Consider the following 21,119-nt stretch of genomic DNA (forward strand, 5'->3'; position numbering starts at 1 on the left):
TGGCTGACAGGGTGGTACGGAGCCGCGTCATCGGAATTCATCCAGAAACTCTGCAATTTCTGATGTGCTTGAAAGCTTTACCTTTCTCTTTGTTGAGGGAGCGTGTTCGAACAGGTTCAGGATGTTTTGCCGCGCCCGTTTCCGGGTTCGCCAGATAAAGCGATAGAATTCCAGATTGAACTGTTCCGGACAGTTTTCGGGCAGGTCTATTCGGCTGCGCCCGTAATCCTTCGCAGATCGTTTGAACACGCGCCAGGTCCGCACCAGCAGCGGAAAATCCAGCCAGATCAAATTATCACATCGCTCCAACCTTTGTGGCCATGTGGTCGAATGCCCGCCTTCGAATATCCATTCCTCGCGCGCGTGGACTTCGTTGCAAAGCCTGGTCTTTTCGTCCCTGTCCCGCTCAACCCAGCCCGGTTTCCAATGTATCAGGTCAATATGGACAACGGGCAATCCGGTCCGTTCCCCAAGGGCGCGCGCAAGTGTTGATTTCCCAGCGCCCGGTTGTCCAACGATCATGACGCGCTTCATTTTCCCTCGCCATTGCACGAGCTTCTACTGTCTGAAAAGAGTTTGCATAGTTGAATGGCCCGACTGCTGACAGTCAGGCTGTTTGAAATCTAGCACATGGGTTTTGGCAGTTACAGCTTGATGACCGCCATCTTGTCCTGGGTCATGTCATGCATCGTGTAGCCGATCCCGCCGGTGTTATAGCCCGATTGCCGGCGTCCGGCGAAGGGCATCCAGTCGACGCGAAAGGCGGTGTGGTCGTTGACCATAACCGCTGTGGCGTCCAGCCGCTGAACCGCTTGCGTTGCGGTGTCGAGCGATTTGGTGAAGACGGCTGCTTGAAACGCAACCGGCAGGCTGTTGGCCGCTGCGAACGCCTGATCCATGCTGCCGCAGCTGTAGACACAGATCACAGGGCCAAAGATCTCCATCTGTGAAACCCGGGCATCAGCAGGCGGATCCAGAAGAACGGTTGGCGCATAGGTGGTTTTGCCCAGCCGTTTGCCACCGGTTATCAGCCTGGCACCGCCATCCAGCGCCTCTTGCACCCATTCCTCGACGCGGTCGACCTCGGCCGGTCGGATCAACGGGCCACAATCTGTGTTGGGGTCGGTCGCGTCCCCGACGGTCAGGCCGTCTGCCGCCTCGGCCAGCTTCTGGGCAATCACTTCGGCTTGCCCTGCCTGCGCAAAGACCCGCTGGACCGAGACACAGACCTGACCCGAATGGTAAAATCCGCCCTTTGAAAGCGCCGGGATCATCGCGTCGATATCGGCGTCTTCGGCCACGATCACCGGCGCGGCACCGCCATGTTCCAAGGCGCATCGCGTGCCGGGGGCCAATTTTGACCGCAGCATCCAGCCCACCCGCGCAGAGCCGATGAACGAGAAAAACCCAACCCGCGCATCGGTGATCATCTTTTCCGCGGTTTCATTGTCGCAGACCACAGCGCGGCACCAATCCGTTGGCAGCCCGGCCTTGTGCAACATGGCCACGAATTCCAGACACGATAGCGGTGTGTCCATGGCGGGCTTCACGATCACAGGGCAGCCGGTTGCCACGGCGGGTGCCACCTGATGCACAATCAGGTTCAGCGGGTGGTTGAACGCGCTGGCCGCCACCACGACGCCAATGGGTTCGCGTTGGGTAAAAGCGATGCGTCCAGCCCCGGCCTCGGTCAGGTCCATGGGGATCTCTTTGCCCGACATCTGGCCAATCTCATGTACGCACAGTTCGACCCCATCGATGGCCCGCGCAACCTCGACCCGGGCATCGACCAGAGGCTTGCCGCCCTCGCTGGCGATCAGATGGGCCAGCTTGTCAAACCGGGCCTCCATCAAGCGCGCGGTTTTTCGCAGGATGGCAATGCGCTTATGGGCAGGCAGCCATTCATCGCGATTTCGAAACAGACCATGCGCCGTGCCCAGCATCTGATCGATCTGAGGCCACGTACTTGTCTCAACCGTTCCAATCGGGTCCAGGCTGAAGGGGTTTACGACGTCGATGGTCTGGCTCATATCAGGCAGGCCTTTGCCGCAAGCTCCTCGATCAGAACACGTTGGTTTTCGCTGTAATCCACCGGCACGTCGATCAGATGCACCCCGCCCGCGTTGAACGCGGCCTCGAATGTGGGCACAAGATCTTCGGTTCTAGTGACGCGGTGGCCCGTGGCACCATAGCTGTTGGCGTATTGGACAAAATCGGGGTTGTTGAACTCCAGCCCCCAATCATCAAAGCCTGCATGCGACTGCTTCCAGCGTATCATCCCGTAAGAGCTGTCATTCAGAACGGTAACCACAAGGTTCAGACCCAGCCGCACAGCTGTCTCAATCTCTTGGCTGTTCATCATGAAGCCACCATCTCCGCAGATGGCCATGACCCGGCGCTTGGGATGCAGCTTGGCCGCCATCATGGCAGAGGGCAGGCCCGCCCCCATCGTGGCCAATGCGTTGTCCAGCAACACGGTGTTGGGCTGATAGGCTTTGTAATTCCTTGCGTACCAGATCTTGTAGATGCCGTTGTCCAGCGCGATGATATCGCAATCGTCCATGACCTGGCGAGTATCGGCGACCAGCCGTTGCGGGATGATCGGAAAGCGTGGGTCGTCAGAACCTTCGGACGTGTGTGTTTCCGTCTCTTGCTTGATGCGTTCAAAATAGTCGCGGTCAAATTCGACCTTGCCACCAATAATCGTATTCAGCCGTGTGATCGATTTCGCCAGATCGCCGACGACCTCAAGCTGCGGGAAATAGACCTGATCGACCTGCGCTGCCTTATAGTTCACATGGATCACCTTCTGGCGGCCGTCTTCTTCCATGAAGAAGGGTGGTTTTTCCACCACGTCATGGCCCACATTGATGATCAGGTCCGCCCGGTCGATGGCGCAATGCAGATAGTCGCCATCCGACAGCGCCGCCGTCCCCAGAAACAGGTCCGAGCGTTCGTCGATCACGCCTTTGCCCATCTGGGTGTTAAAGAACGGGATCTGCGTGGCATCGGCAAAGGCGCTGAGCGCCGAGCGCGCGTCTTTGCGATTGGCACCGGCCCCTAGCAGCAGCAGGGGCATCTTTGCCGCGCGGATCATCTCGGCGGCTTGGTTCAACACCTCATCCGAGGCCACCGCATAATGACGGGGGTGCGGTTGCAGAACGGTTGCGTCGGTCTCTTCGGCTGCGATGTCTTCGGGCAGTTCCAGCAGAACCGCACCGGGGCGTTCCTCTTCGGCAATGCGGAAGGCTTCGCGGATCAGCGACGGGATCGTGTTGCCATGCACGATCTGTTTGGACATTTTGCAGATCGGATCAAACAGGCCAACCACGTCTACGATCTGAAACTGGCCCTGTTTGGATTTCTTGATGGGTTTTTGCCCGGTGATCATGATCAGAGGCATACCGCCCAGATGCGCATAGGCCGCTGGAGTGGCGAAATTGGTGGCGCCCGGGCCAAGCGTCGCCATGCACACGCCCGCCTTGCCAGTCAAACGCCCATAGGTGGCGGCCATAAAGGCAGCGCCTTGTTCATGCCGTGTCAGTACCAGTTCAATCGAAGACGTCCGCAGAGATTCCAGCACGTCCAGGTTTTCTTCACCCGGAACGGCAAAGATATATTCCACACCTTCAGCTTCAAGCGCGGCAACCAAAAGGTCCGACGCTTTTGTGGGGGTCAAAGTCTGCGTGTCAGCCATTTGGGCCTCCGGTTTCTTGAGGTTTGATCGTGGGGGTATTTCTAACGTGGTTCACTCAGCGGCGTGCATGATCTCGGGCTCTGGATAAAGTTCGTCCATCGATACGGACCGCCCGTTATCCAGCACGATGCGCGCGTGATAGCGTTTCAATTGCCTTGGTTCCGAAACTCCGCAGCTATGGGCGATGATACCCACCTCTTTCTTCATGTTGTTGGCATATGAGGCAACACGCTCGGATTTGCTGGTGGGATCGAGACCGAATTGTAGTTTGGGATCATGAGTGGTGATGCCGGTCGGGCAAGTGTTTTTGTTGCATTGAAGGGCTTGAATGCAGCCAAGTGCAAACATGAACCCCCGGGCCGAGTTCACGAAATCTGCACCGGCACAAAAGGCCCAGGCCACCTCGGAGGGGTTGATCATCTTGCCGCTGGCACAAACCTTGATGCGGTCGCGCAAACCGTGCTTTTTCAAAACATCCACCACCAAGGGCAGGCTTTCCCGCAGCGGCATCCCCATGTTGTCAATCAAGCTCATCGGGGCAGCACCCGTACCGCCATCGGCGCTATCGATGGTGACAAAATCCGGTGCGCTTTCAGGGCCTCGGGCCAGAATTTCAGCGCAGAGTGTATCAAAGAACCCATATGCACCGATCACGGCTTTGAAGCCCACCGGCTTGCCTGTCACGTCTCGCACATAGGCAATCATGTCCAGCAGATCACCAACACTGTCGATCTCGGGATGCCGGTTCGGGCTGATGGCATCTTCACCCACTTTCAGGCCGCGGATTTCGGCGATTTCTTGTGTGACCTTCGCGCCGGGCAAGATCCCGCCTTTGCCGGGTTTGGCGCCCTGGCTCAGCTTGATCTCGAACATCTTGACCGCGTCATGGGCCGCAATAACCCGCAGGCGGTCTTCGTCAAATCCGCCTTCGGGTTTGCGTACGCCGAATTTTCCGGTTCCGATCTGGAACACGATGTCGGCGCCGCTTTCCAGATGATAGGGCGACAGCCCGCCTTCTCCGGTGTTGATCCAGATACCTGCCTTTTTGGCCCCTTCCGACAAAGCGCGCACAGCCGGTACCGAGATTGCCCCAAAGCTCATGCCGGAAATATTGAATATGGAATCCGTTGTATAAGGTTGCCGCGCATAGGGGCCAACGGTGACCATGGATGGCGGTTGTGCATCCTGTTCCAGCGTCGGAAAGGGGCAGTTCACGAAATAGACAGTGCCCGTAGGTCTCAGATCACGGGTCGAGCCAAAGGCGACGGTCGAATCCACGTTCTTGGCAGCCCGGTAGACCCATGACCGTTCGGCCCGGTTGAACGGCATCTCTTCGCGGTCTTGTGCAAAGAAATACTGTCGGAAGAACTCGCCCATATGTTCAAAGAAGTACCGAAACCGCGCCACAACCGGATAGTTGCGCCGCAAGGTGCTTTCGGTTTGGGTCTTGTCGCGGAAATAGGCAACCAATACCCACAACACTCCGACGCCAACTGCGAAAATGAACGTGTAGGTCAGGACCTGCAGCAATGTGAGAATGAAATCGGATACCTGAGACATGAGAATTGTGCTCCTATAAGCGGCACGACCGCGACCAGTGGTCTCTAGTTATTCGCATCACCGAAGTCCTGCCAGACTTGCGCAACTCTTATCACAGACTTGTTTCTGGTTCGGGATCGTTTCGTGAGAAAGAGCCCCGAAACAGGTACATTTCACAGGAAATGTTTCAGAAACGCGCGGTTATCCACCAAGCGTTTTACGAGCGATAGCGCCCGAGCTTGTCGGGCCTGAAAGCCCCGTCACACACACATCCAAAAGGTCGTGTGTGTGTTTCCACGTTGTATCAGCCGCTCGAAGATCAGGCCCGCGTCAGGGCCGGGCCGCGTTCAAATCTGAAACGCGGTGGCTCTGCTCGAACCAGATCGCGGCCCGTTCTTATCGCTGGGGCAGCAGGTCTGTGGGGATGTTTTGATAGCAGACCGGGCGCAGGAACCTGCGGATGGACAACGTCCCGACCGATGTCGCCCCAAAATTGGTTGACGCAGGATAGGGGCCACCATGCACCATGCTGTCACAGACCTCGACCCCGGTTGGGAAGCCGTTGGCCAAAAGCCGCCCCGCCTTACGCTCGAGAATGGGCAGCAGTGATTGTGCACGGTTCAGATCCTGATCGTCGAAATGCAGACTACAGGTCAATTGGCCTTTGATTGTGTTTGCGACCCGCAGCATCTGGTCGAAATTCCGGACCCGAACAACGATGCCGAGTGGCCCAAAAACCTCCTCTTGCAGCTCAGGATCAGCCAGCCAGTCATCACAAGATACGGTGAACAGATAAGGCGCTGCTTCGCGCGTCTCGCAAGGCGTGCCAATGATCTGTTGAACACCAGCGGTGGTGGCGACGCGTTCGACCCCTGCGCGGTAAGAGCTTGCGATGCCGTCGGTCAGCATCGTTTGATTAGCGACTTTTGACAGCGCATTCTGCGCTTTGGTCTGAAAGGCGTCCGCGTCAGGGCCGTCCAGGATCAGTGCAATACCCGGGTTTGTACAGAATTGGCCCGCCCCCATGGTCAGCGATCCTGCCCACCCTTCAGCGATCGCGTCGCCCCGTGCTGTAACGGCATGCGGTAGGATGAACATGGGATTGATCGAACCCAACTCCCCAAAGAAAGGGATCGGTTCCGGCCTTGCGGCGCACAGGTCAAACAAGGCGCGCCCCGCTCTTAGCGATCCTGTGAACCCCACGGCGCGGATCAGCGGATGTTTCACAAGCGCAGTTCCCACTTCGATGCCGTCACTTTGGATCAAGGAAAACACACCCGGATGTGTGCCCGTGGCCTTCAGCGCCGCGTCAATCGCTTGCGCAACAATCTCACCTGTACCGGGATGGGCCGGATGGCCTTTGACGACAACAGGGCAGCCTGCCGCCAAGGCCGCCGCCGTATCACCGCCTGCGACCGAGAAAGCCAGTGGAAAGTTTGACGCACCAAAAACGGCAACCGGCCCCAACGGGCGTTGGATCATGCGCAAGTCAGGACGGGGCAGCGGCGCTCGGTCGGGCAAAGCGGGATCGTGGCGTTCGTCCAGATAGTCACCTTGCTCGATATGATCGGCGAACAGGCGCAATTGGCCGGTTGTGCGGCCTCGTTCGCCCTGCAACCTTGCCTCGGGCAAACCGGTTTCCTGAGTTCCTATTTCGGTGAGCGCTTCGCCGCGCGTTTCGATCTCATCTGCGATCTGACGCAACAAGGTGGCACGCTCTGCGCGGCTGGACCAACCGAAGGCAAGAAACGCTTCGTCAGCGGCTTGCACGGCCGCATCGACTTGCGCTGCGGTTCCTACGGCAAAATCATGGCTTGGACCATGTGCAGGAGCGGACGAAAACTGTGAGGTACTTCCAATCCATTCGCCTGAGATGAGGTGTTTTCCGGTCAGCATGACGTTTCTTTCTTAGCAAAGGCGGTATTTGATACGCGAACTCGTCACAAAAGACGCATTGCAGATTGCAATTGGTTAACGCGTACACCACTGAATTCAAGTTCAGATCTGTTGGTCTTGCGAACTCCTTTGAGCAGGTCCAGTGCCAATGACCAACAGAAGAAGCGGTGTGCAAATAGTGGCCCGGCCGTTAACCGATTACCCCTTTTTTGAGAACGATATTGCCATAGAACCTGCGCTCGCCAGTTTGAACAATGGCATAGGCCTGAGCCGCGCGGTCATAAAAGGCAAAACGTTCCAAAGTCTGTATCTGTGCTGGATTGTCAGCGGCCTCATTGATGATGGCCTGAAAATCTGCAACGGCCTCGGGGATCGTTTCGGGCTCACCAACCACTTCCATCGTAAGGGCCGGGTCGGGCACGAACGTGTCTAGCGGCATGAGTGAAAGAACCGCTTTCAAAACCTCACTTGCAGTGGACCCATCGGCGCGGATACATTTTGGCCCGCTGCTTGAGCCGGGAAAATTGGCGTCCACTATGACAATCTCGTCACCGTGCCCCATCGCACGCAGAGTATGCAGCAAATCGGGTGAAAGGATCGGATCGATGTTATGCAGCATTGGTATTCTCCTTTGGCAGGTATGATTTCAGGTGGGCAGGATAGATTGCATGGAACTCGATTGAGTTGATGCAGCCTGTTCGACGTGCAAGTCGGGAACGATATCTCTGATACTGCTGAGCAGGGGCATGGTTGAAAGCAAGCTCATTCTGCCGAGTGTGTTCTGCGCGTGGTTGGTTTGAAAAGCTCTGGTTTGTGGTCTTCTAACAGCTCTATGCGCGGCAAAAGCTGGCCAAGATGGTGTCGCATAGCATCCTGCGCGGCACGCTCATCGCGCTGGCAAATTGCATCAAAGATGGCACGGTGTTCCACAAGCGTTTCGGCAGCACGTCCAGGTGTCGGAAGGATCAGCATTCGCGCACGACTGACTTGCAGTGAGACCGTTTGAGCCACCTCAGAAAGACGGCGGTAACCTGTAAACTCCATCAAAAGATCATGGAACTCTTCGTCTGCTTGGTAAAAGCCAACGCTATCACCGTCTTCGATCAACACCTCTTGCAACCGCAAATTCCGGTTGAGCAACCTGCGCTGATCTTCGGTCAGGTCGCGCGCGACTTTCGCAACCGTCGCAAGCTCGAGCGCTTCGCGCAAGAAAGCGCCTTCACGGATTTCGTCCATCGAAAAGTAGGAAACCCGCGTACCTGATTGCGGCACCACATCGACCAGGCCTTCTGCTGCAAGACGAGCAATGGCTTCGGATACGGGTGCGCGTGAAACACCAAGCCTCTCGCAAATGGGCGCTTTGCGCAAACTCACCCCAGGAGGAAAGTCCAATGCCAGTATAGCCTGTTTCATCACGTGATGGACCTGCTGGGTCAGTGACCCTTGGATCGCGGTTATTTCAGGCAATAGACCTGCGTCAATGTCGTGATGGTCACTCATTCGCTTTCACTTATCATTCTAACATGTTAGCTAGCAAGAATTGAATCGACAGCCGGAAATATGCGCGAAAAGTTGGGAAGAGAATGCAAACAGACACTGCCGCGACCACTCATGACGTGATTACGCTGAACCCTGAGGACAACGTAGTGATCGCCCTGCGAGATCTTCCTGCGGGCGCTGAGCCTGAAAATGTGCCTGTTCCGTTGGCCTCGTCGATCTCGCGCGGTCATAAAATCGCGGTGGCCGCAATCGGCGCGGGTGAAAACGTGATCCGCTATGGTCAAATCATTGGTCAGGCCAAATGCACCATCGCGCCGGGCGAGCATGTGCATGTACACAATCTGGGCATGGGCGCACACCAACAGGACTATGCCCATGCCAGCGCAAACACACCTTTGCCTGCGCGCGCGGAAAACCGAACCTTCTACGGCTATCACAGGTCAGATGGCCGGGTTGGGACGCGGAACTATATCGGCATACTGACGACGGTGAACTGTTCTGGCTCGGTCGCGCGGTTCATCGCAGAAGCGGCTGAAAAATCCGGTTTGTTGGACGCTTTCCCGAACGTGGATGGCGTAGTTCCCATTGTGCATGGCACAGGATGCGGGTTGTCGGCCAAGGGTGAAGAATACGACACGCTGTTCCGCACCCTTGCAGGTTATGCGCAGCATCCGAATTTCGGGGGAATCCTGCTAATCGGGTTGGGCTGCGAAGTGATGCAAGTGGCGGATTTGGTCGGAGGTCGCCCAATCCGCCATGATGGCGCGCTTCGTTACATGACAATCCAGAACGAAGGCGGGACGCGACGTACGATCGAGCGCGGTCTGGACGAGCTGCGCGGCATTGCCGTGCTCGCCAATCAGGCCGAACGCGCCCCGGCACCGATCAGTGCGATAACTCTTGGCATGCAATGTGGCGGCTCGGATGGGTATTCGGGGATCACCGCCAATCCCGCACTCGGTTATGCCTCGGACCTGTTGGTGCAGCAGGGTGGTATCACGATCCTGTCGGAAACGCCCGAAATCTATGGGGCTGAGCATCTGCTGACCCGGCGGGCCGAAACCGTGGAGGTGGGCGAAAAGCTGATCGAACGCATTGCATGGTGGGAGGATTATACCGCACGCAACGGGGGCGAGATGGACAACAATCCCAGCCCCGGAAACAAGCGCGGCGGGTTGACGACCATCCTTGAAAAATCCCTTGGTGCTGTTGCAAAGGGCGGTACTGCACCGTTGCGTGGTGTCTACAAGTTTGCCGAACAGGTCGACAAGAATGGCTTTGTATTCATGGACAGCCCAGGATTTGATCCCTGCTCGGTCACCGGGCAGGTGGCTTCGGGGGCCAATCTGGTTGTCTTCACAACCGGGCGCGGATCCGTCTCGGGCTATCAGCCCACGCCTTGCGTCAAGCTGGCAACCAATTCCGAGATGTACGCGCGCATGTCCGACGATATGGATCTGAACTGCGGGGATATCGTGAGTGAAGGTGTCAGCATCGAGGAGAAGGGCCAGGAACTGCTTGAGATCCTGATCCGTGTTGCATCCGGCGAGAAAACCAAAAGCGAAGAACTTGGGTTTGGCGGCGTGGAATTCGTGCCCTGGCAGATCGGTGCGGTGATGTAGCCGGATGAAGGCTATCGGGGGCCCCTTACGGCTGGGGCGAAACACTACGCTAGCACCAGAACGACCATTCGGGCAACGTACCGAGAAGGTCGGCAGAGAGCCCAAAGCAGCCTAGTTTAGTACATGCTTTGGGCAACAGTTGCCAAATCTAGCTGCTTAGTTGTTTGGCGTCATGTTCACAATGGTTGGTTCACGGTCCCCACTTGTTTCAAACACAATCATTTCTTCGCCCATAGCGCCAAAATCTATCTGCTTCATGTCGACCATGTGAACAGTACGGTCGTACATCGTGTGATAGTAATAAACGAGGTTCTGGCTGTCGCTCGCGGTGGTGATTTGCGTGGCGCTGTAAAGCAGATCGTCTGATTGAACGTCGTCTTGAGCACCCTCGGCCGCATCAGCAGGGATGTTGAAGTTATCTAGGATACGAAACGCTTCGCGCACAGTGTCGTAGCCACCTGTTGTCTCACGCGCGGTTTGCGAGAAGGCAACCGCCCTTACAAAGCGAGACGGTGGTGTGAAATCTCCCGGTAGGCCAATCATTCCACTGCCTGCGCCTAGTGGTGCGAAAGTGACGCCGCTCGCTTCGACTTCAGGCAGACCAAGGGCAGACAGGTTCACGTAGTTATTGAGGTTGGTCATGTGCCAATCGTAATTTGGCGAATTTGTAATCACCCCAAGCGGCGCGTCAAAGACGGTAAGTTCACCATCGATGTATTCGACGACGATCCGCCCGCCGAACCGATCAGCTACAAGCATATGAAACGGGAACGGAAAGCCGAGTGTCTCATCCACGACACCGACAACGCGAACACTTTCCAGTCCGGCTTGCGCTTCTTCGACCGTTTCAAATTGAGACAGTACATACGAGGCCAAAAGGTCGCCGGGAATAGTGTTGTCCGCAAGATCAGGCCGATACTCCTGATATTCAGTGAAGCCAGGCAGGTAGAAAAGCCCCGCTGTAAGACCCGCTTCGTTGATGCCGTCCGCTGGCGCTCCGTGGTCAAGCATACTGATGCCAACCATGCCAAAACGCCCGGTCCAAGTCGCACCTTGCGCGCTATCTGGCATCGCCCCGGCGCTGTAGGTGAAACCTCTAGGGATGATATTGATTTTGGTTTCGAGGTCGAAAGGTCCCCATTCTGCCGTTCGTGCTCGAATGATGCTGCCATCGGCTCCTGACAACATGATGCCCGTGCATCCCCACGCGATTGAAACGGATGCAATGAGAGCGACACCCGCTCGACCAAAAGTCTTCAAGCCTTCAATCAAATTCATTTTCAATTCCTCAACGTTTTTGGCACGAATAGCTTTTTACACTTGAGGGCAATGCTAACGTGACATCGTCCATTGACATAGCCAAAATCAAACTGTGGCGGAATGCTGCTACGCGTCTTCATCAATGACTGTTTTGTCCGCAGGTCGGCAGTTCGCGCGGGTTGAAGCGAACTCAGGTGTACTAGGACCTCCCTGCACTGAAAATGTCAACGTATTAGCCAAATGAAACGCGGTTGGAGGTAAAAACAGCCATTTCGTTGTAGTGGTAGCCGCTCCCCTTACCGACAAGCCTTGCGGGTCTAAACCTTCTATTTCGCCCTATCCGTGAGCGACCCCAATTGGTGCGTCTGATCAAAGATCGAGGTGCGTTCCAGGTGGAATTTGGGCACAAAGCGTTCGGGATCACTCGCCAGGAAGCTGCTGATATACGTGAGCATTTCAATCGCATCTTTTTTCTTGAGGTCCACGGCGCCGTGTTCCATCCAGGCCTCTAATGCGCTGAGGTCTTCGGCCTCAAGACCGGCGTCGTGGCCCAGATCAATCATCTGCCGATAGGACCGGTTCGAGAAATAGCTTTGATCCATCAGGTCTAGCAGCTTGTCCGCCGTTGCTTGCAAGACGATGTTTTGCTGAACCGCCGCCGCAAGCGTTGCGCGTATGTTCACCAGCGGTTGTGACAGGGCCGGGTATCCAAGTTCAGCAGGGCCGTGATTCAGGGCCACTTCATCATCGCGTGTCAGTCGTCCGTCGCGATAGCCCTCAAAGATGCGGCCAATCCCGATCATGCCGAACCCCTGCAACTCGGCAGCGCGCAGCGCGCCCATGCTGGAGCTGCCAAAAACGTGAATACCGTGATGCAGGGCCCACAGGATTTCCTTGTGCAGAACCGAGGGCGTCAGTTGAAAATATCCGTCAATTATTCCGATGGCACGGGGCTGGCTGGCCACCGCAGCCATCACGTCTCCCTGCGCGGCGGGCGGTCGATAATCGGCGTGCAGATAGGCCTGCGCATCGTCTGGCCCAATGGTGGGGCCGCAAAAGATGATGACGGTCACGACATAAGCTCCTGCGCAGAGGCGGCACGCGCGCCGGGGGTATAGCGGTCATCGTCGCAGGCGCCTTCCAGCCCCGGCACCAGAACCCGCACAACTGAGATATGGTCAGCGACATAAGGCGCCGTGATGTCGATCAAACAGGCGTCTTTCAGCCCTGCATCCTGAAGCCTGATTTGGACCCAGCTCAAATCGTCTTCTGGGGTCGGTGCATGAAGGGATGGGCGCGCCGTGAAATCCAACTGCCCCGGACGGGCTATCAATTCGCGAAACTGCATTTCCGTGTAGAAGTCCTGCTGCAAGTCATCCCGAGAGCCGGTGATCAGCGTCAATCGCTCTTGCGCAGCTTCGGTCAATGCACGCGACAGGGCAATCTCACGCATGGGATGGCACCCAGCCCCCACCGACGGGCGCGACAACAGCGCAGGAATATTGCCCCGTTCACAAGCCCAGGTCAGAAAGACAGGCACACCTATATCCGAGGTCACATCCCAAATGGCCAATTCGATATCCGCTGCGGCGAATTTTTGCAGAATCTGCTGCAAATCCGGGTCTTTGATCGTGCTTTGATCCACCCGGCGGGCATCGCGCCTATCCCACGGCAATTGCGTCCACAGCGCTATGGCATCCCGTTCGATCACCTCGCACAACCCATGCGTCGATGCCTCGGCCCGCGAATTGCCAGAGGCCAAACCATTGGAACTGGACAGGAAATACCCGCTGCCCGGGGGCAGGGGGCGGGTGTAGTTGGTGTGGACTAGCTCGTAAGGCGCCCAGATACCGGTTTGATCTTCCAGCCTCTGCATCTGGATCCAGAGCATCTGTACATAGGGATCAAAGGGCCTGCCGCTGTTGAAAGGCAAGTCGTCGATGTGGACGATGTTATGCGAATACCGGATGTCTTCGTAACAGGCGTGCAGTACCGGTTGTGTGATCCGCTCGGCATGGAAAATCTCGATCGATTCCATGACGGCCGATGCGACCGCCGCCTCGGGCGTGACGCCTTTGCCCTGGGAAACCGCCATCGAACGCGAGTTTGGCCGGCACGCAACCATCGTTGGCAACCCCACACGATCCAGCCCGGTCACATCAGCAATCCGGGTAATACCAAAGACCGGAAAGAGGGGGCGCAAAAGATCGACAGTCTCGGCTGGGGGGCGGATCCTGTGCGTGCCGCGCAGATAATGTTTCAAGCCAACCCCTCGTTGGACCGTTCAAAGCTTTCTAATGTCCCTGCGCGACTTTTGATCCGCGTTCAAGGGGTGTTGGCACCCAATCCAGACCAACACCCGATATGCTCTGTCGTCAGACCGCCGCGGTCGGATCGATCTTGGCCCCGACTTGTGTCGGGTCAATCTTGGCTCCGACTTGCCCAGGGTCGATCTTGGCACCGCATTGTGTCGGATCGATTTTCGCCCCGTGCTGTGTGGGATCAATCTTGGCCCCAACCTGCGACGGATCAATCTTTGCCCCATGCTGAGCAGGATCAATTTTGGCACCACATTGTGCAGGGTCGATCTTGGCGCCAATCTGTGCTGGATCAATCTTTGCACCGACGGCGCGCGGCTCCATGGCGCCGGAATTCGCAGTGGAAGACTGCCGAGGCTCTTGCGCGGCAACGACGTCGGTCTTGACCGAAATGCCATCCCTGTCGATCGAAATCATGCGTCCGTCAGGCGCGCGGACAGTCATTTGATGTTTTTCCATGAAATACCTCCTGAGTAAGATGTGTCGACTTTTGTTTTAGTGACACCAATGAAACTACGTTTCCGGCTTGTTAACACAAAAAGCCCTTCAAATCACGTAAATACCAACCCATTGGCCTTGGGCAACGCCTGCCCTGGCGGTCCTGACTACGTGTTGCGCGGAAACCCCGCCAATTCGCATCTTGGCCACCGGACTGCCCGGTTATGTTGCACTTTGGCAAAAAACCTCTCGCTTTTCCACCACGGCGGGACCAAAACCAAAGAGCTCTTGAAACCGAAAGGTCAGGCCGAAACATGCAAGACCCGATGACATTTGATGTCGCTAAGCCCTTGGCTCTGTTACAGTCCTGCCCGGCCTACACCGCGTCGCCTTTGGTGAAACATAAGCTGGAAGGTCGTTCGATCCTTATCAAGGACGAAACCCACCGGATGAATCTGGGTGCATTCAAAGCGCTTGGCGGTGTCTATGCGGTGGCGGAGTTGATCCGCGCCCGTGTCGAAGGCCCGCTGGACCCGGCCGAGTTTCTGGACAAACGCGTTCAAAGCGTTGCGGCGCAGCTTACATTTGTCTGCGCCAGCGCGGGCAATCATGGCATGGCCGTTGCGGCAGGCGCACAATTGTTCGGAGCCAGTGCCCGGATCCATCTGGCGAGCACCGTCCCCGACAGCTTTGCCAAGCGCCTGCGCGCGAAAGGGGCCGAGGTTATCCGTTCCGGCCAAGACTATGAGGCCAGCGTCGCCGCGGCGATTGATGATGCGAACACAACCGGCGCCATTCACCTGGCTGACGGGTCATGGCCCGGATACACCCAAGCCCCGCATCTGGTGATGGAAGGCTACACCGTCATCGCTGAAGAAATGCGCGTAACCTTCGAAGCGTCTGGGAACTGGCCGAGTGATGTCTATCTGCAAGCGGGTGTTGGCGGGTTGGCTGCGGCGATGGCCTATATGATCCGCTCGACCTGGGCTGTTCAGCCAAAGATAATAGTTGTCGAGCCTGACGCAGCGCCCTGCCTGCGGGATAGCGTTCAGGCGGGGAGAATGGTTACGGTCAAAGGGCCCACCTCGGTCATGGGGCGTCTGGATTGCAAGATACCCTCGATGCTGGCCTTCGATATCCTGAGGGATCGTGCCGACACTTGGGTCACTGTCAGCGATGATCAGGCCCGTGACGCTGTGGACCAGGCCAAAACATTGGGGCTAGCGACCACACCCTCGGGCGCAGCCGGACTGGCGGCTTGTTTGGCAGAAAAAGCAGACAGACCGCTTGTCATCCTGTCAGAAGGCAACCTGGCCGATGGTTAAGCTTTTGGCTTGCCTCGACAGCCGGCATGCGCATGGTGAATGCGTTGCGCCCGGAGGTAAGCCAAACAGACTCTGGACCCTGTTTTTGTAGAAGGACTTGAAGATGACAAAACCCACGATTGGTTTCATTGGCGTCGGCCTCATGGGTCATGGTATGGCCAAGAACATCATCGCCAATGGCTATCCTCTGGTGGTGATGGCGCATCGCAACCGAGCGCCGGTTGATGACTTGCTGTCCCGTGGTGCCACCGAAGCGGCGTCGGCCAAAGAGATGGCCGCGCAATGCGACATCCTTCATCTTTGCGTTTCGGGCAGCCCACAGGTCGAACAATTGGTTCGCGGAGAAGAGGGTATTCTGGCTTCGGGCAAAGAGGGGCTGATTGTGGTCGATTGTTCGACCTCTGATCCGGTCTCGACACTGCAACTGGCGCAGGAGCTGCGCCAGGCGGGCATGGACCTGGCCGACGCGCCTTTGGGGCGCACCCCAAAAGAGGCCGAGGCCGGAACGCTGGATGCGATGGTTGGTGCCGCACCTGAGACCTTTGCCAAGATCAAGCCAGTGCTTGACTGTTGGGCCGGTCTGGTTGTGCATCTGGCCGAGGTGGGCTTGGGCCACAAGATGAAACTGATTAACAATTTCATCTCGCTGGGCTATGCGGCTTTGTATTCCGAAGCCTTGGCCATTGCCGAGAAATCGGGGCTGAGCGTCGAGCAGGTGGATTCCGTTATCCGCCCGGGCCGTTTGTCGAACGGGTTTTATGAGACCTTCATGAAATGGTCGTTGGAGCGCGACGAGAATGCCCACAAGTTCACCGTGACCAATGCGCATAAGGATATGCGCTATCTGGCCAATCTGGCCAATAGCGTGGGTGCGGTGACCCCGGTGCAGTCCGATGTCCGCAACGCGCTTGCTGCCATGGAGGCTGCAGGGCAGGGGCAGAAATACCTGCCGATGCTCGCGGATTTCGTGGCCCATATGAACGGGTTAAAACGCGGCTGACGCGCCCCGGTTTGATCGCGGCCGCAGGGCATGCTCAAAAACAAAGCGGATCGGCACGGGATGTGCCGGTCAGCACCATTTGCACCTGACCGGCTGTTGCGTCTGTCAAAGATCGGGCCCTATGATCGGGCATGACCGAAGACCTAGGCCTGATGATCTTCACAGATCTGGACGGAACACTCATCGACCACGAAACCTATCGGTGGGATGCCGCGAAACCGGCACTGAAGGCTCTTCAATCGTTGCCCACTGCCGTCATTTTAACCAGCAGTAAAACCGCGTTGGAAATCAGTGGCCTGCGGGCGAATCTGGGCTTTGAGAAGTGGCCCGCCATCGTCGAAAACGGCGCGGGCATTTTGCCCCCGTTTGCCGACGACATTCCCGATCGGTCACACTATGTCATGTTACGCGCAGCGCTGGATGCATTGCCAAAAGGCCTGCGCCAACCGTTCAAGGGCTTTGGCGATGTATCGGCAGCTGGTGTTGTCGAGATGACGGGCCTCAGCCCCGATGCTGCGACCCTGGCCCAGCAGCGCGGATTTTCCGAGCCGGGGCTTTGGCTGGGATCCGACGCACAGAAATCCGAGTTTCTTGTGGCCTTGCAAAGTCAGGGCATCACGGCCCAACAAGGCGGCCGCTTTCTGACGCTTTCTTTCGGGCGGAACAAAGCGGATTGTATGACTGAGATCATCGCGCAGCATCACCCCCGGCATACGATTGCGCTTGGGGATGCGCCCAATGACGTGCTGATGTTGGAACATGCCGAATTTGGCGTTGTGGTCGCGAACCCGCATCGCCCGGCCTTGGGCCCATTGATAGGCGAAGACAGCGGGCGCATCCTGCGAACAGAGTTGGCCGGGCCCGCAGGATGGAATAGAGCTGTTCTGGACCTTCTGAACAGACTGGACTTGCAAGGGAATATTAAGGAATGAGCGACTTTCACCAGAACGGGAACATCGCAACGCTGCATAATCTCAACACTCGGTCCCTGGATGAGCTGGAATATGAGCTGCGTAGCTTTGCCGAAACCCGCAAGATTTCTCTGGTGTTGCCGTGCCTCTATTCCGAGCTGGAAGGCCAGGCGATGCCGCATATCCTGTCCGAGCTGTCAAAGGTCAAATATCTGCACCGGATCATTATTGGCCTGGATGCGGCGGATGAGGCGCAGTTTCGCCATGCCAAGTCGTTCTTCAAGGACCTTAACCAAAATCATATCGTGATCTGGAACGACAGCCCGCGCATGCTGGCACTGGGAGAGCGGTTGAAGAAAATGGGCCTTGCCCCCAGCGAGCAGGGCAAAGGCAAGAATGTCTGGTCTTGTCTGGGTTATTTGATCGGCTGCGCTGACAGTTCGGTGATGGCCATTCATGATTGTGACATCCTCACCTATGACAAAGAGCTTTTGGCCCGGCTAGTCTATCCCGTGGCCAATCCCAGCTTTCCCTATCAGGTTGCCAAGGGGTATTACCCTCGGATTGGCGGGCAGAACCTGAACGGGCGCGTGACACGGCTGTTGGTCAGCCCGATCCTGATTGCCCTGAAACGGGTCATCGGCGACCGCGATTATATCGATTACCTGCGCAGCTTCCGCTATCCCCTATCGGGTGAATTTGCCATGCGCACCGCCATTCTGCCCGACCTGCGCATCCCCTCCGATTGGGGGCTGGAAATAGGCGTATTATCTGAGGCCTGGCGCAATCTGGCCCCTAAGGCGGTGTGTCAGGTGGATATCTCGGACGCCTATGACCACAAGCATCAGGATCTGAGCCCAGACGAGGCCCATGCGGGCCTGAACCGCATGTCCACCGATATCTGCAAGGCCATATTCCGCAAACTGGCGGCTGACGGAACGGTTTTTACGCCGAACGTGTTCCGGACGCTCAAGGCCACATATTATCGCTGTGCGCTGGACCTGCTGGAGGCCTATTACAACGACGCCAAGATGAACGGGCTGTCCGTAGACCGCCACAAGGAAGAGCAATCAATTGAGATGTTTGCCGAAAACATCATGCGTGCGGGGCAGATCTTCTTGGACAACCCGCATGAGACGCCATTTATCCCGACCTGGAACCGCATTCATGCGGCCGACCCAAGCTTTCTGTCCGACATCACCCAAGCTGCCCGCGCGGACGAAAAGGAATACTAACTGCGATTACTGATCCAGCGGCACTGATAGGGCGCAAGTGTCACAGTATCGGTCGACATATCCACGACATCACCGCTTAGCAGATCGACCCAGGCCTCATCATCGATAAGGTTCATCGACAGATGCGGAACCTCGACAATCTGGTCGCTGACATTGTGCAGGGCAAAGATCGATTGATAGCGGTCCAGGCTTTGGCGCCAAACCCCAAAAACGCGATCCTCGAGCGGGATGGTAAATTGTGTGGCGTTGGGGTGAAAGGCCGGTTGGCGCGTTCTAATCCGCAACCGATCTGACAGCGCTTTCAGAACTCTTGCCTGCGGTGTCGACGGATCATCCAGCAGCGCGTTCAGCGTCGGGTAATCCCATCGGTGCCGGTTGATCCCACGCTTCATACCGCGCCGTTCAACCTGTTCGTGATCGTTGGGGGTGGCCAGCAGCGAATGGATATAGAAAGCCGGAATGCCTTCCAGCGACATCGGGATGGTTTGAGAGCAGACGAACCGATCGAAGTGATGATCATCCTTGCCTGCAAAGGTCTGCGCCGTGGCCTCGTAATAGGTGGTGTTGATCTCATAGGGGGCCTCGCGCCCGTCGGGCAGGGCGCGCATCGAAACAAGCCCACCAACCTGTTTGATCGTGTCGATCATCCGCGCCTGTTCCTCGGCGGGCAATATCCCTTCGGCAGGGCGCATACCGATACCGTCATGGCTGGCGGTAAAGTTCAGATAGGCGCATCCCATCTGAGCAGGCGGCATCCCGCTTTGCCAGCGGCGCAGATAAGCGGCCGAACCCGACATGACTGCGTGCAGGATCAGCGGGGGCAGGGGGAAATTGTAGATCGCATGCGCCTCATCCCGATTGCCGAAATAGCTGAGGTTTTCTGTTTTCGGCACATTGGTTTCGGTCAGCAGGATGATCGTCTCAGTCGCATAATCGCACAGCAGACGCATCAGCTTCACAATGGCGTGGGTCTGGGGCAGGTGGATCGAGGGTGTGCCCACCTCTTTCCAAAGAAAGGCGACGGCGTCCAAACGGATGATGCGCACGCCGTTGTCTACATGCAGGCGGATGATCCGCAGAAATTCCAGCAGCACCTCGGGGTTCGAGAAATCCAGATCGATCTGGTCATGGCTGAACGTACACCAGACATGTTTGGGCCCGTTTGCCGTCTCGACCTCTTGCAACAAGGGCGTGGTCCGGGGGCGCACAACGTCGCTTAGGTCATCATCGGGCGAGGCCTCGAAAAAGAACGCGTCATAGGGCGATTGCCCCTGCCGATAGGCGTTGAACCAGGTCCCCTGGCTTGAGACATGGTTCAGCACCAGATCAGACATCAGGTGAAAATCACCACCAATCCGGTTGATATCGGCCCAATCTCCCAGCTGCGGGTTCACCGACTGAAAATCAGTCACGGCAAAGCCATCATCCGAGGTGAAGGGAAAAAACGGCAGGATATGGACGCCGTTCACCACCCCTTTGAGGCGGCGCAGCAGAAAGTCATGCAGCAAATCCAGCGGTTTATGCGCACCATCCAGGATCGAGTTGCCATAGGTTATGACCAACGCATCTTTTTCGCTCCACAGATTGTTGCTGGGCACACGACCGCGTTTTCTGGGATGTGCGGTGTCTGGCCAAAAGGCGTCAACAACCTGCGCGCCCAATTCGGCGGCATTTTGATCCGGATAGACCTGCCCCAGTAACGACTTCAGCCGAGCGTCAAATGTTTGGGCCTTGGATGGCTGCATGGAAACCTCTTTACTCTTTCGACGCACAGATACTGACCGCCATATTCTTGAGACTATCCACAGGTCTTGTCCACTCGGTGCCAGCTTGCAAGCAGAACTTGACGGGAAGCTGTTCAAATTTCAGGCAAAACCGTAACTTGTGGGTCTGATATCCTTAGTTTGGCCGCATTTTCTTGTGACGGTCCAAACGGGTTAAATGGCGAGGGGTGGCAGATCTGCAAACCCGAACTTCAAGCCAGCAGACCTGCTTTTTGAACTGTGAACGGGTCCAAAGAACCCGGATTTGAGCTTAAGGACTTTATATGAAAATCCGCCTTGCCGCTTTGCTATGTGCTGAATTCTAAGCGCAGGGTTGATGAGTTCGCTTAGGCTAAAAGAGAGATGGTAGACTTCCTGGGCACTTCCGGCAAAAGCGGTCGGCTCTTCATGCTGCGCCTGATCAGATCAAAAGGCATTCAAGTCGACCAAACGGCTGACAAAGGATCAGGTGCGCATCTGAAACAGGCGATTTAAGCGCCTTCTATGCAATGCTGAAATTGCCAGAGACTCCGACAGGGCTTTAACGTTCACTTTCCCGCCCCGTGTCAATTTGCGCCCGGATAGGTGATTGATCCCAAGCCAATCCTGATTTAT

17 protein-coding genes are annotated in these 21,119 nt (G+C 56.8%); 5 read left to right on the forward strand and 12 right to left on the reverse strand.

Annotation, left to right across the window (positions count from 1 at the left end; all coding sequences use genetic code 11):
• Positions 1-27: 27 nt before the first annotated feature.
• From GOW40_RS18905 to GOW40_RS18935, 7 genes are all read right to left on the reverse strand, one after another.
• Positions 28-534 (reverse strand): AAA family ATPase, encoded by a 507-nt coding sequence (locus GOW40_RS18905; RefSeq protein WP_171133376.1) that lies wholly within the window; start codon positions 532-534, stop codon positions 28-30.
• A 110-nt stretch (positions 535-644) separates the two neighbouring features.
• Positions 645-2,030: an aldehyde dehydrogenase family protein gene (locus GOW40_RS18910; RefSeq protein ID WP_171133374.1), complete on the reverse strand. Its 1,386-nt coding sequence runs from the start codon at positions 2,028-2,030 to the stop codon at positions 645-647.
• Positions 2,027-3,697: an acetolactate synthase large subunit gene (locus GOW40_RS18915; protein ID WP_171133372.1), complete on the reverse strand. Its 1,671-nt coding sequence runs from the start codon at positions 3,695-3,697 to the stop codon at positions 2,027-2,029. The genes GOW40_RS18910 and GOW40_RS18915 overlap by 4 nt, the downstream gene beginning before the upstream one ends.
• Positions 3,698-3,748: 51 nt before the next feature.
• Positions 3,749-5,257, reverse strand: a complete 1,509-nt coding sequence (locus GOW40_RS18920) for an FMN-binding glutamate synthase family protein (protein WP_171133370.1) — start codon at positions 5,255-5,257, stop codon at positions 3,749-3,751.
• A gap of 375 nt (positions 5,258-5,632) precedes the next feature.
• A complete protein-coding gene (locus GOW40_RS18925) occupies positions 5,633-7,132 on the reverse strand; it encodes an aldehyde dehydrogenase (NADP(+)) (protein ID WP_171133368.1) in 1,500 nt (499 codons plus the stop codon).
• Positions 7,133-7,322: 190 nt separating this feature from the next.
• The gene (locus GOW40_RS18930; protein WP_171133367.1) at positions 7,323-7,751 is read right to left on the reverse strand and encodes an RbsD/FucU family protein; all 429 of its coding nucleotides are present in this window, start codon (positions 7,749-7,751) and stop codon (positions 7,323-7,325) included.
• 143 nt (positions 7,752-7,894) lie between these two features.
• Complete coding sequence (locus tag GOW40_RS18935) at positions 7,895-8,632, reverse strand: GntR family transcriptional regulator (RefSeq protein ID WP_171133365.1); 738 nt, start codon at positions 8,630-8,632, stop codon at positions 7,895-7,897.
• An 83-nt stretch (positions 8,633-8,715) separates the two neighbouring features.
• Between GOW40_RS18935 and GOW40_RS18940 the strand changes: the two genes are divergently transcribed.
• Positions 8,716-10,254 (forward strand): UxaA family hydrolase, encoded by a 1,539-nt coding sequence (locus tag GOW40_RS18940; RefSeq protein WP_171133363.1) that lies wholly within the window; start codon positions 8,716-8,718, stop codon positions 10,252-10,254.
• 156 nt (positions 10,255-10,410) lie between these two features.
• On the opposite strand, the gene GOW40_RS18945 is transcribed toward GOW40_RS18940, so the two are convergent.
• The 4 genes from GOW40_RS18945 to GOW40_RS18960 all read right to left on the reverse strand — a co-directional run bounded on the left by GOW40_RS18945 (position 10,411) and on the right by GOW40_RS18960 (position 14,291).
• Positions 10,411-11,532, reverse strand: coding sequence for a linear amide C-N hydrolase (locus tag GOW40_RS18945; RefSeq protein WP_171133361.1), 1,122 nt, complete (start codon positions 11,530-11,532; stop codon positions 10,411-10,413).
• 308 nt (positions 11,533-11,840) lie between these two features.
• Complete coding sequence (locus GOW40_RS18950) at positions 11,841-12,587, reverse strand: TfuA-like protein (RefSeq protein WP_171133359.1); 747 nt, start codon at positions 12,585-12,587, stop codon at positions 11,841-11,843.
• On the reverse strand, positions 12,584-13,777 hold the full coding sequence (locus tag GOW40_RS18955) for a YcaO-like family protein (protein ID WP_171133358.1): 1,194 nt from the start codon (positions 13,775-13,777) through the stop codon (positions 12,584-12,586). The genes GOW40_RS18950 and GOW40_RS18955 overlap by 4 nt, the downstream gene beginning before the upstream one ends.
• A 112-nt stretch (positions 13,778-13,889) precedes the next feature.
• On the reverse strand, positions 13,890-14,291 hold the full coding sequence (locus tag GOW40_RS18960) for a DUF4573 domain-containing protein (protein WP_171133356.1): 402 nt from the start codon (positions 14,289-14,291) through the stop codon (positions 13,890-13,892).
• A gap of 305 nt (positions 14,292-14,596) precedes the next feature.
• Between GOW40_RS18960 and GOW40_RS18965 the strand changes: the two genes are divergently transcribed.
• The 4 genes from GOW40_RS18965 (at position 14,597) to GOW40_RS18980 (ending at position 18,741) form a co-directional block, all read left to right on the forward strand.
• A complete protein-coding gene (locus tag GOW40_RS18965; protein ID WP_254444510.1) occupies positions 14,597-15,595 on the forward strand; it encodes a pyridoxal-phosphate dependent enzyme in 999 nt (332 codons plus the stop codon).
• 103 nt (positions 15,596-15,698) lie between these two features.
• Positions 15,699-16,595, forward strand: a complete 897-nt coding sequence (locus GOW40_RS18970; RefSeq protein WP_171133352.1) for an NAD(P)-dependent oxidoreductase — start codon at positions 15,699-15,701, stop codon at positions 16,593-16,595.
• 131 nt (positions 16,596-16,726) lie between these two features.
• Complete coding sequence (locus tag GOW40_RS18975; protein WP_171133350.1) at positions 16,727-17,527, forward strand: mannosyl-3-phosphoglycerate phosphatase; 801 nt, start codon at positions 16,727-16,729, stop codon at positions 17,525-17,527.
• Positions 17,524-18,741 (forward strand): glycosyl transferase, encoded by a 1,218-nt coding sequence (locus tag GOW40_RS18980; RefSeq protein WP_171133349.1) that lies wholly within the window; start codon positions 17,524-17,526, stop codon positions 18,739-18,741. Before GOW40_RS18975 ends, GOW40_RS18980 begins: the two co-directional genes overlap by 4 nt.
• Here GOW40_RS18980 and GOW40_RS18985 read toward each other — a convergent pair.
• Positions 18,738-20,486, reverse strand: coding sequence for a sugar phosphorylase (locus GOW40_RS18985; protein WP_171136746.1), 1,749 nt, complete (start codon positions 20,484-20,486; stop codon positions 18,738-18,740). The genes GOW40_RS18980 and GOW40_RS18985 overlap by 4 nt on opposite strands.
• Positions 20,487-21,119 lie beyond the last annotated feature (633 nt).

Source organism: Ruegeria sp. HKCCA6707 (assembly GCF_013033515.1).
In the GTDB taxonomy this organism is placed as follows: Bacteria; Pseudomonadota; Alphaproteobacteria; order Rhodobacterales; family Rhodobacteraceae; genus Ruegeria.

Coding starts and splice junctions, on each gene's coding strand:
- GOW40_RS18985 (WP_171136746.1), bottom strand. CDS start 20,486: ATGCAGCCATCCAAGGCCCAAACATTTGACGCTCGGCTGAAGTCGTTA.
- GOW40_RS18965 (WP_254444510.1), top strand. CDS start 14,597: ATGACATTTGATGTCGCTAAGCCCTTGGCTCTGTTACAGTCCTGCCCG.
- GOW40_RS18925 (WP_171133368.1), bottom strand. CDS start 7,132: ATGCTGACCGGAAAACACCTCATCTCAGGCGAATGGATTGGAAGTACC.
- GOW40_RS18920 (WP_171133370.1), bottom strand. CDS start 5,257: ATGTCTCAGGTATCCGATTTCATTCTCACATTGCTGCAGGTCCTGACC.
- GOW40_RS18975 (WP_171133350.1), top strand. CDS start 16,727: ATGACCGAAGACCTAGGCCTGATGATCTTCACAGATCTGGACGGAACA.
- GOW40_RS18935 (WP_171133365.1), bottom strand. CDS start 8,632: ATGAGTGACCATCACGACATTGACGCAGGTCTATTGCCTGAAATAACC.
- GOW40_RS18980 (WP_171133349.1), top strand. CDS start 17,524: ATGAGCGACTTTCACCAGAACGGGAACATCGCAACGCTGCATAATCTC.
- GOW40_RS18905 (WP_171133376.1), bottom strand. CDS start 534: ATGAAGCGCGTCATGATCGTTGGACAACCGGGCGCTGGGAAATCAACA.
- GOW40_RS18940 (WP_171133363.1), top strand. CDS start 8,716: ATGCAAACAGACACTGCCGCGACCACTCATGACGTGATTACGCTGAAC.
- GOW40_RS18915 (WP_171133372.1), bottom strand. CDS start 3,697: ATGGCTGACACGCAGACTTTGACCCCCACAAAAGCGTCGGACCTTTTG.
- GOW40_RS18970 (WP_171133352.1), top strand. CDS start 15,699: ATGACAAAACCCACGATTGGTTTCATTGGCGTCGGCCTCATGGGTCAT.
- GOW40_RS18960 (WP_171133356.1), bottom strand. CDS start 14,291: ATGGAAAAACATCAAATGACTGTCCGCGCGCCTGACGGACGCATGATT.
- GOW40_RS18910 (WP_171133374.1), bottom strand. CDS start 2,030: ATGAGCCAGACCATCGACGTCGTAAACCCCTTCAGCCTGGACCCGATT.
- GOW40_RS18945 (WP_171133361.1), bottom strand. CDS start 11,532: ATGAATTTGATTGAAGGCTTGAAGACTTTTGGTCGAGCGGGTGTCGCT.
- GOW40_RS18930 (WP_171133367.1), bottom strand. CDS start 7,751: ATGCTGCATAACATCGATCCGATCCTTTCACCCGATTTGCTGCATACT.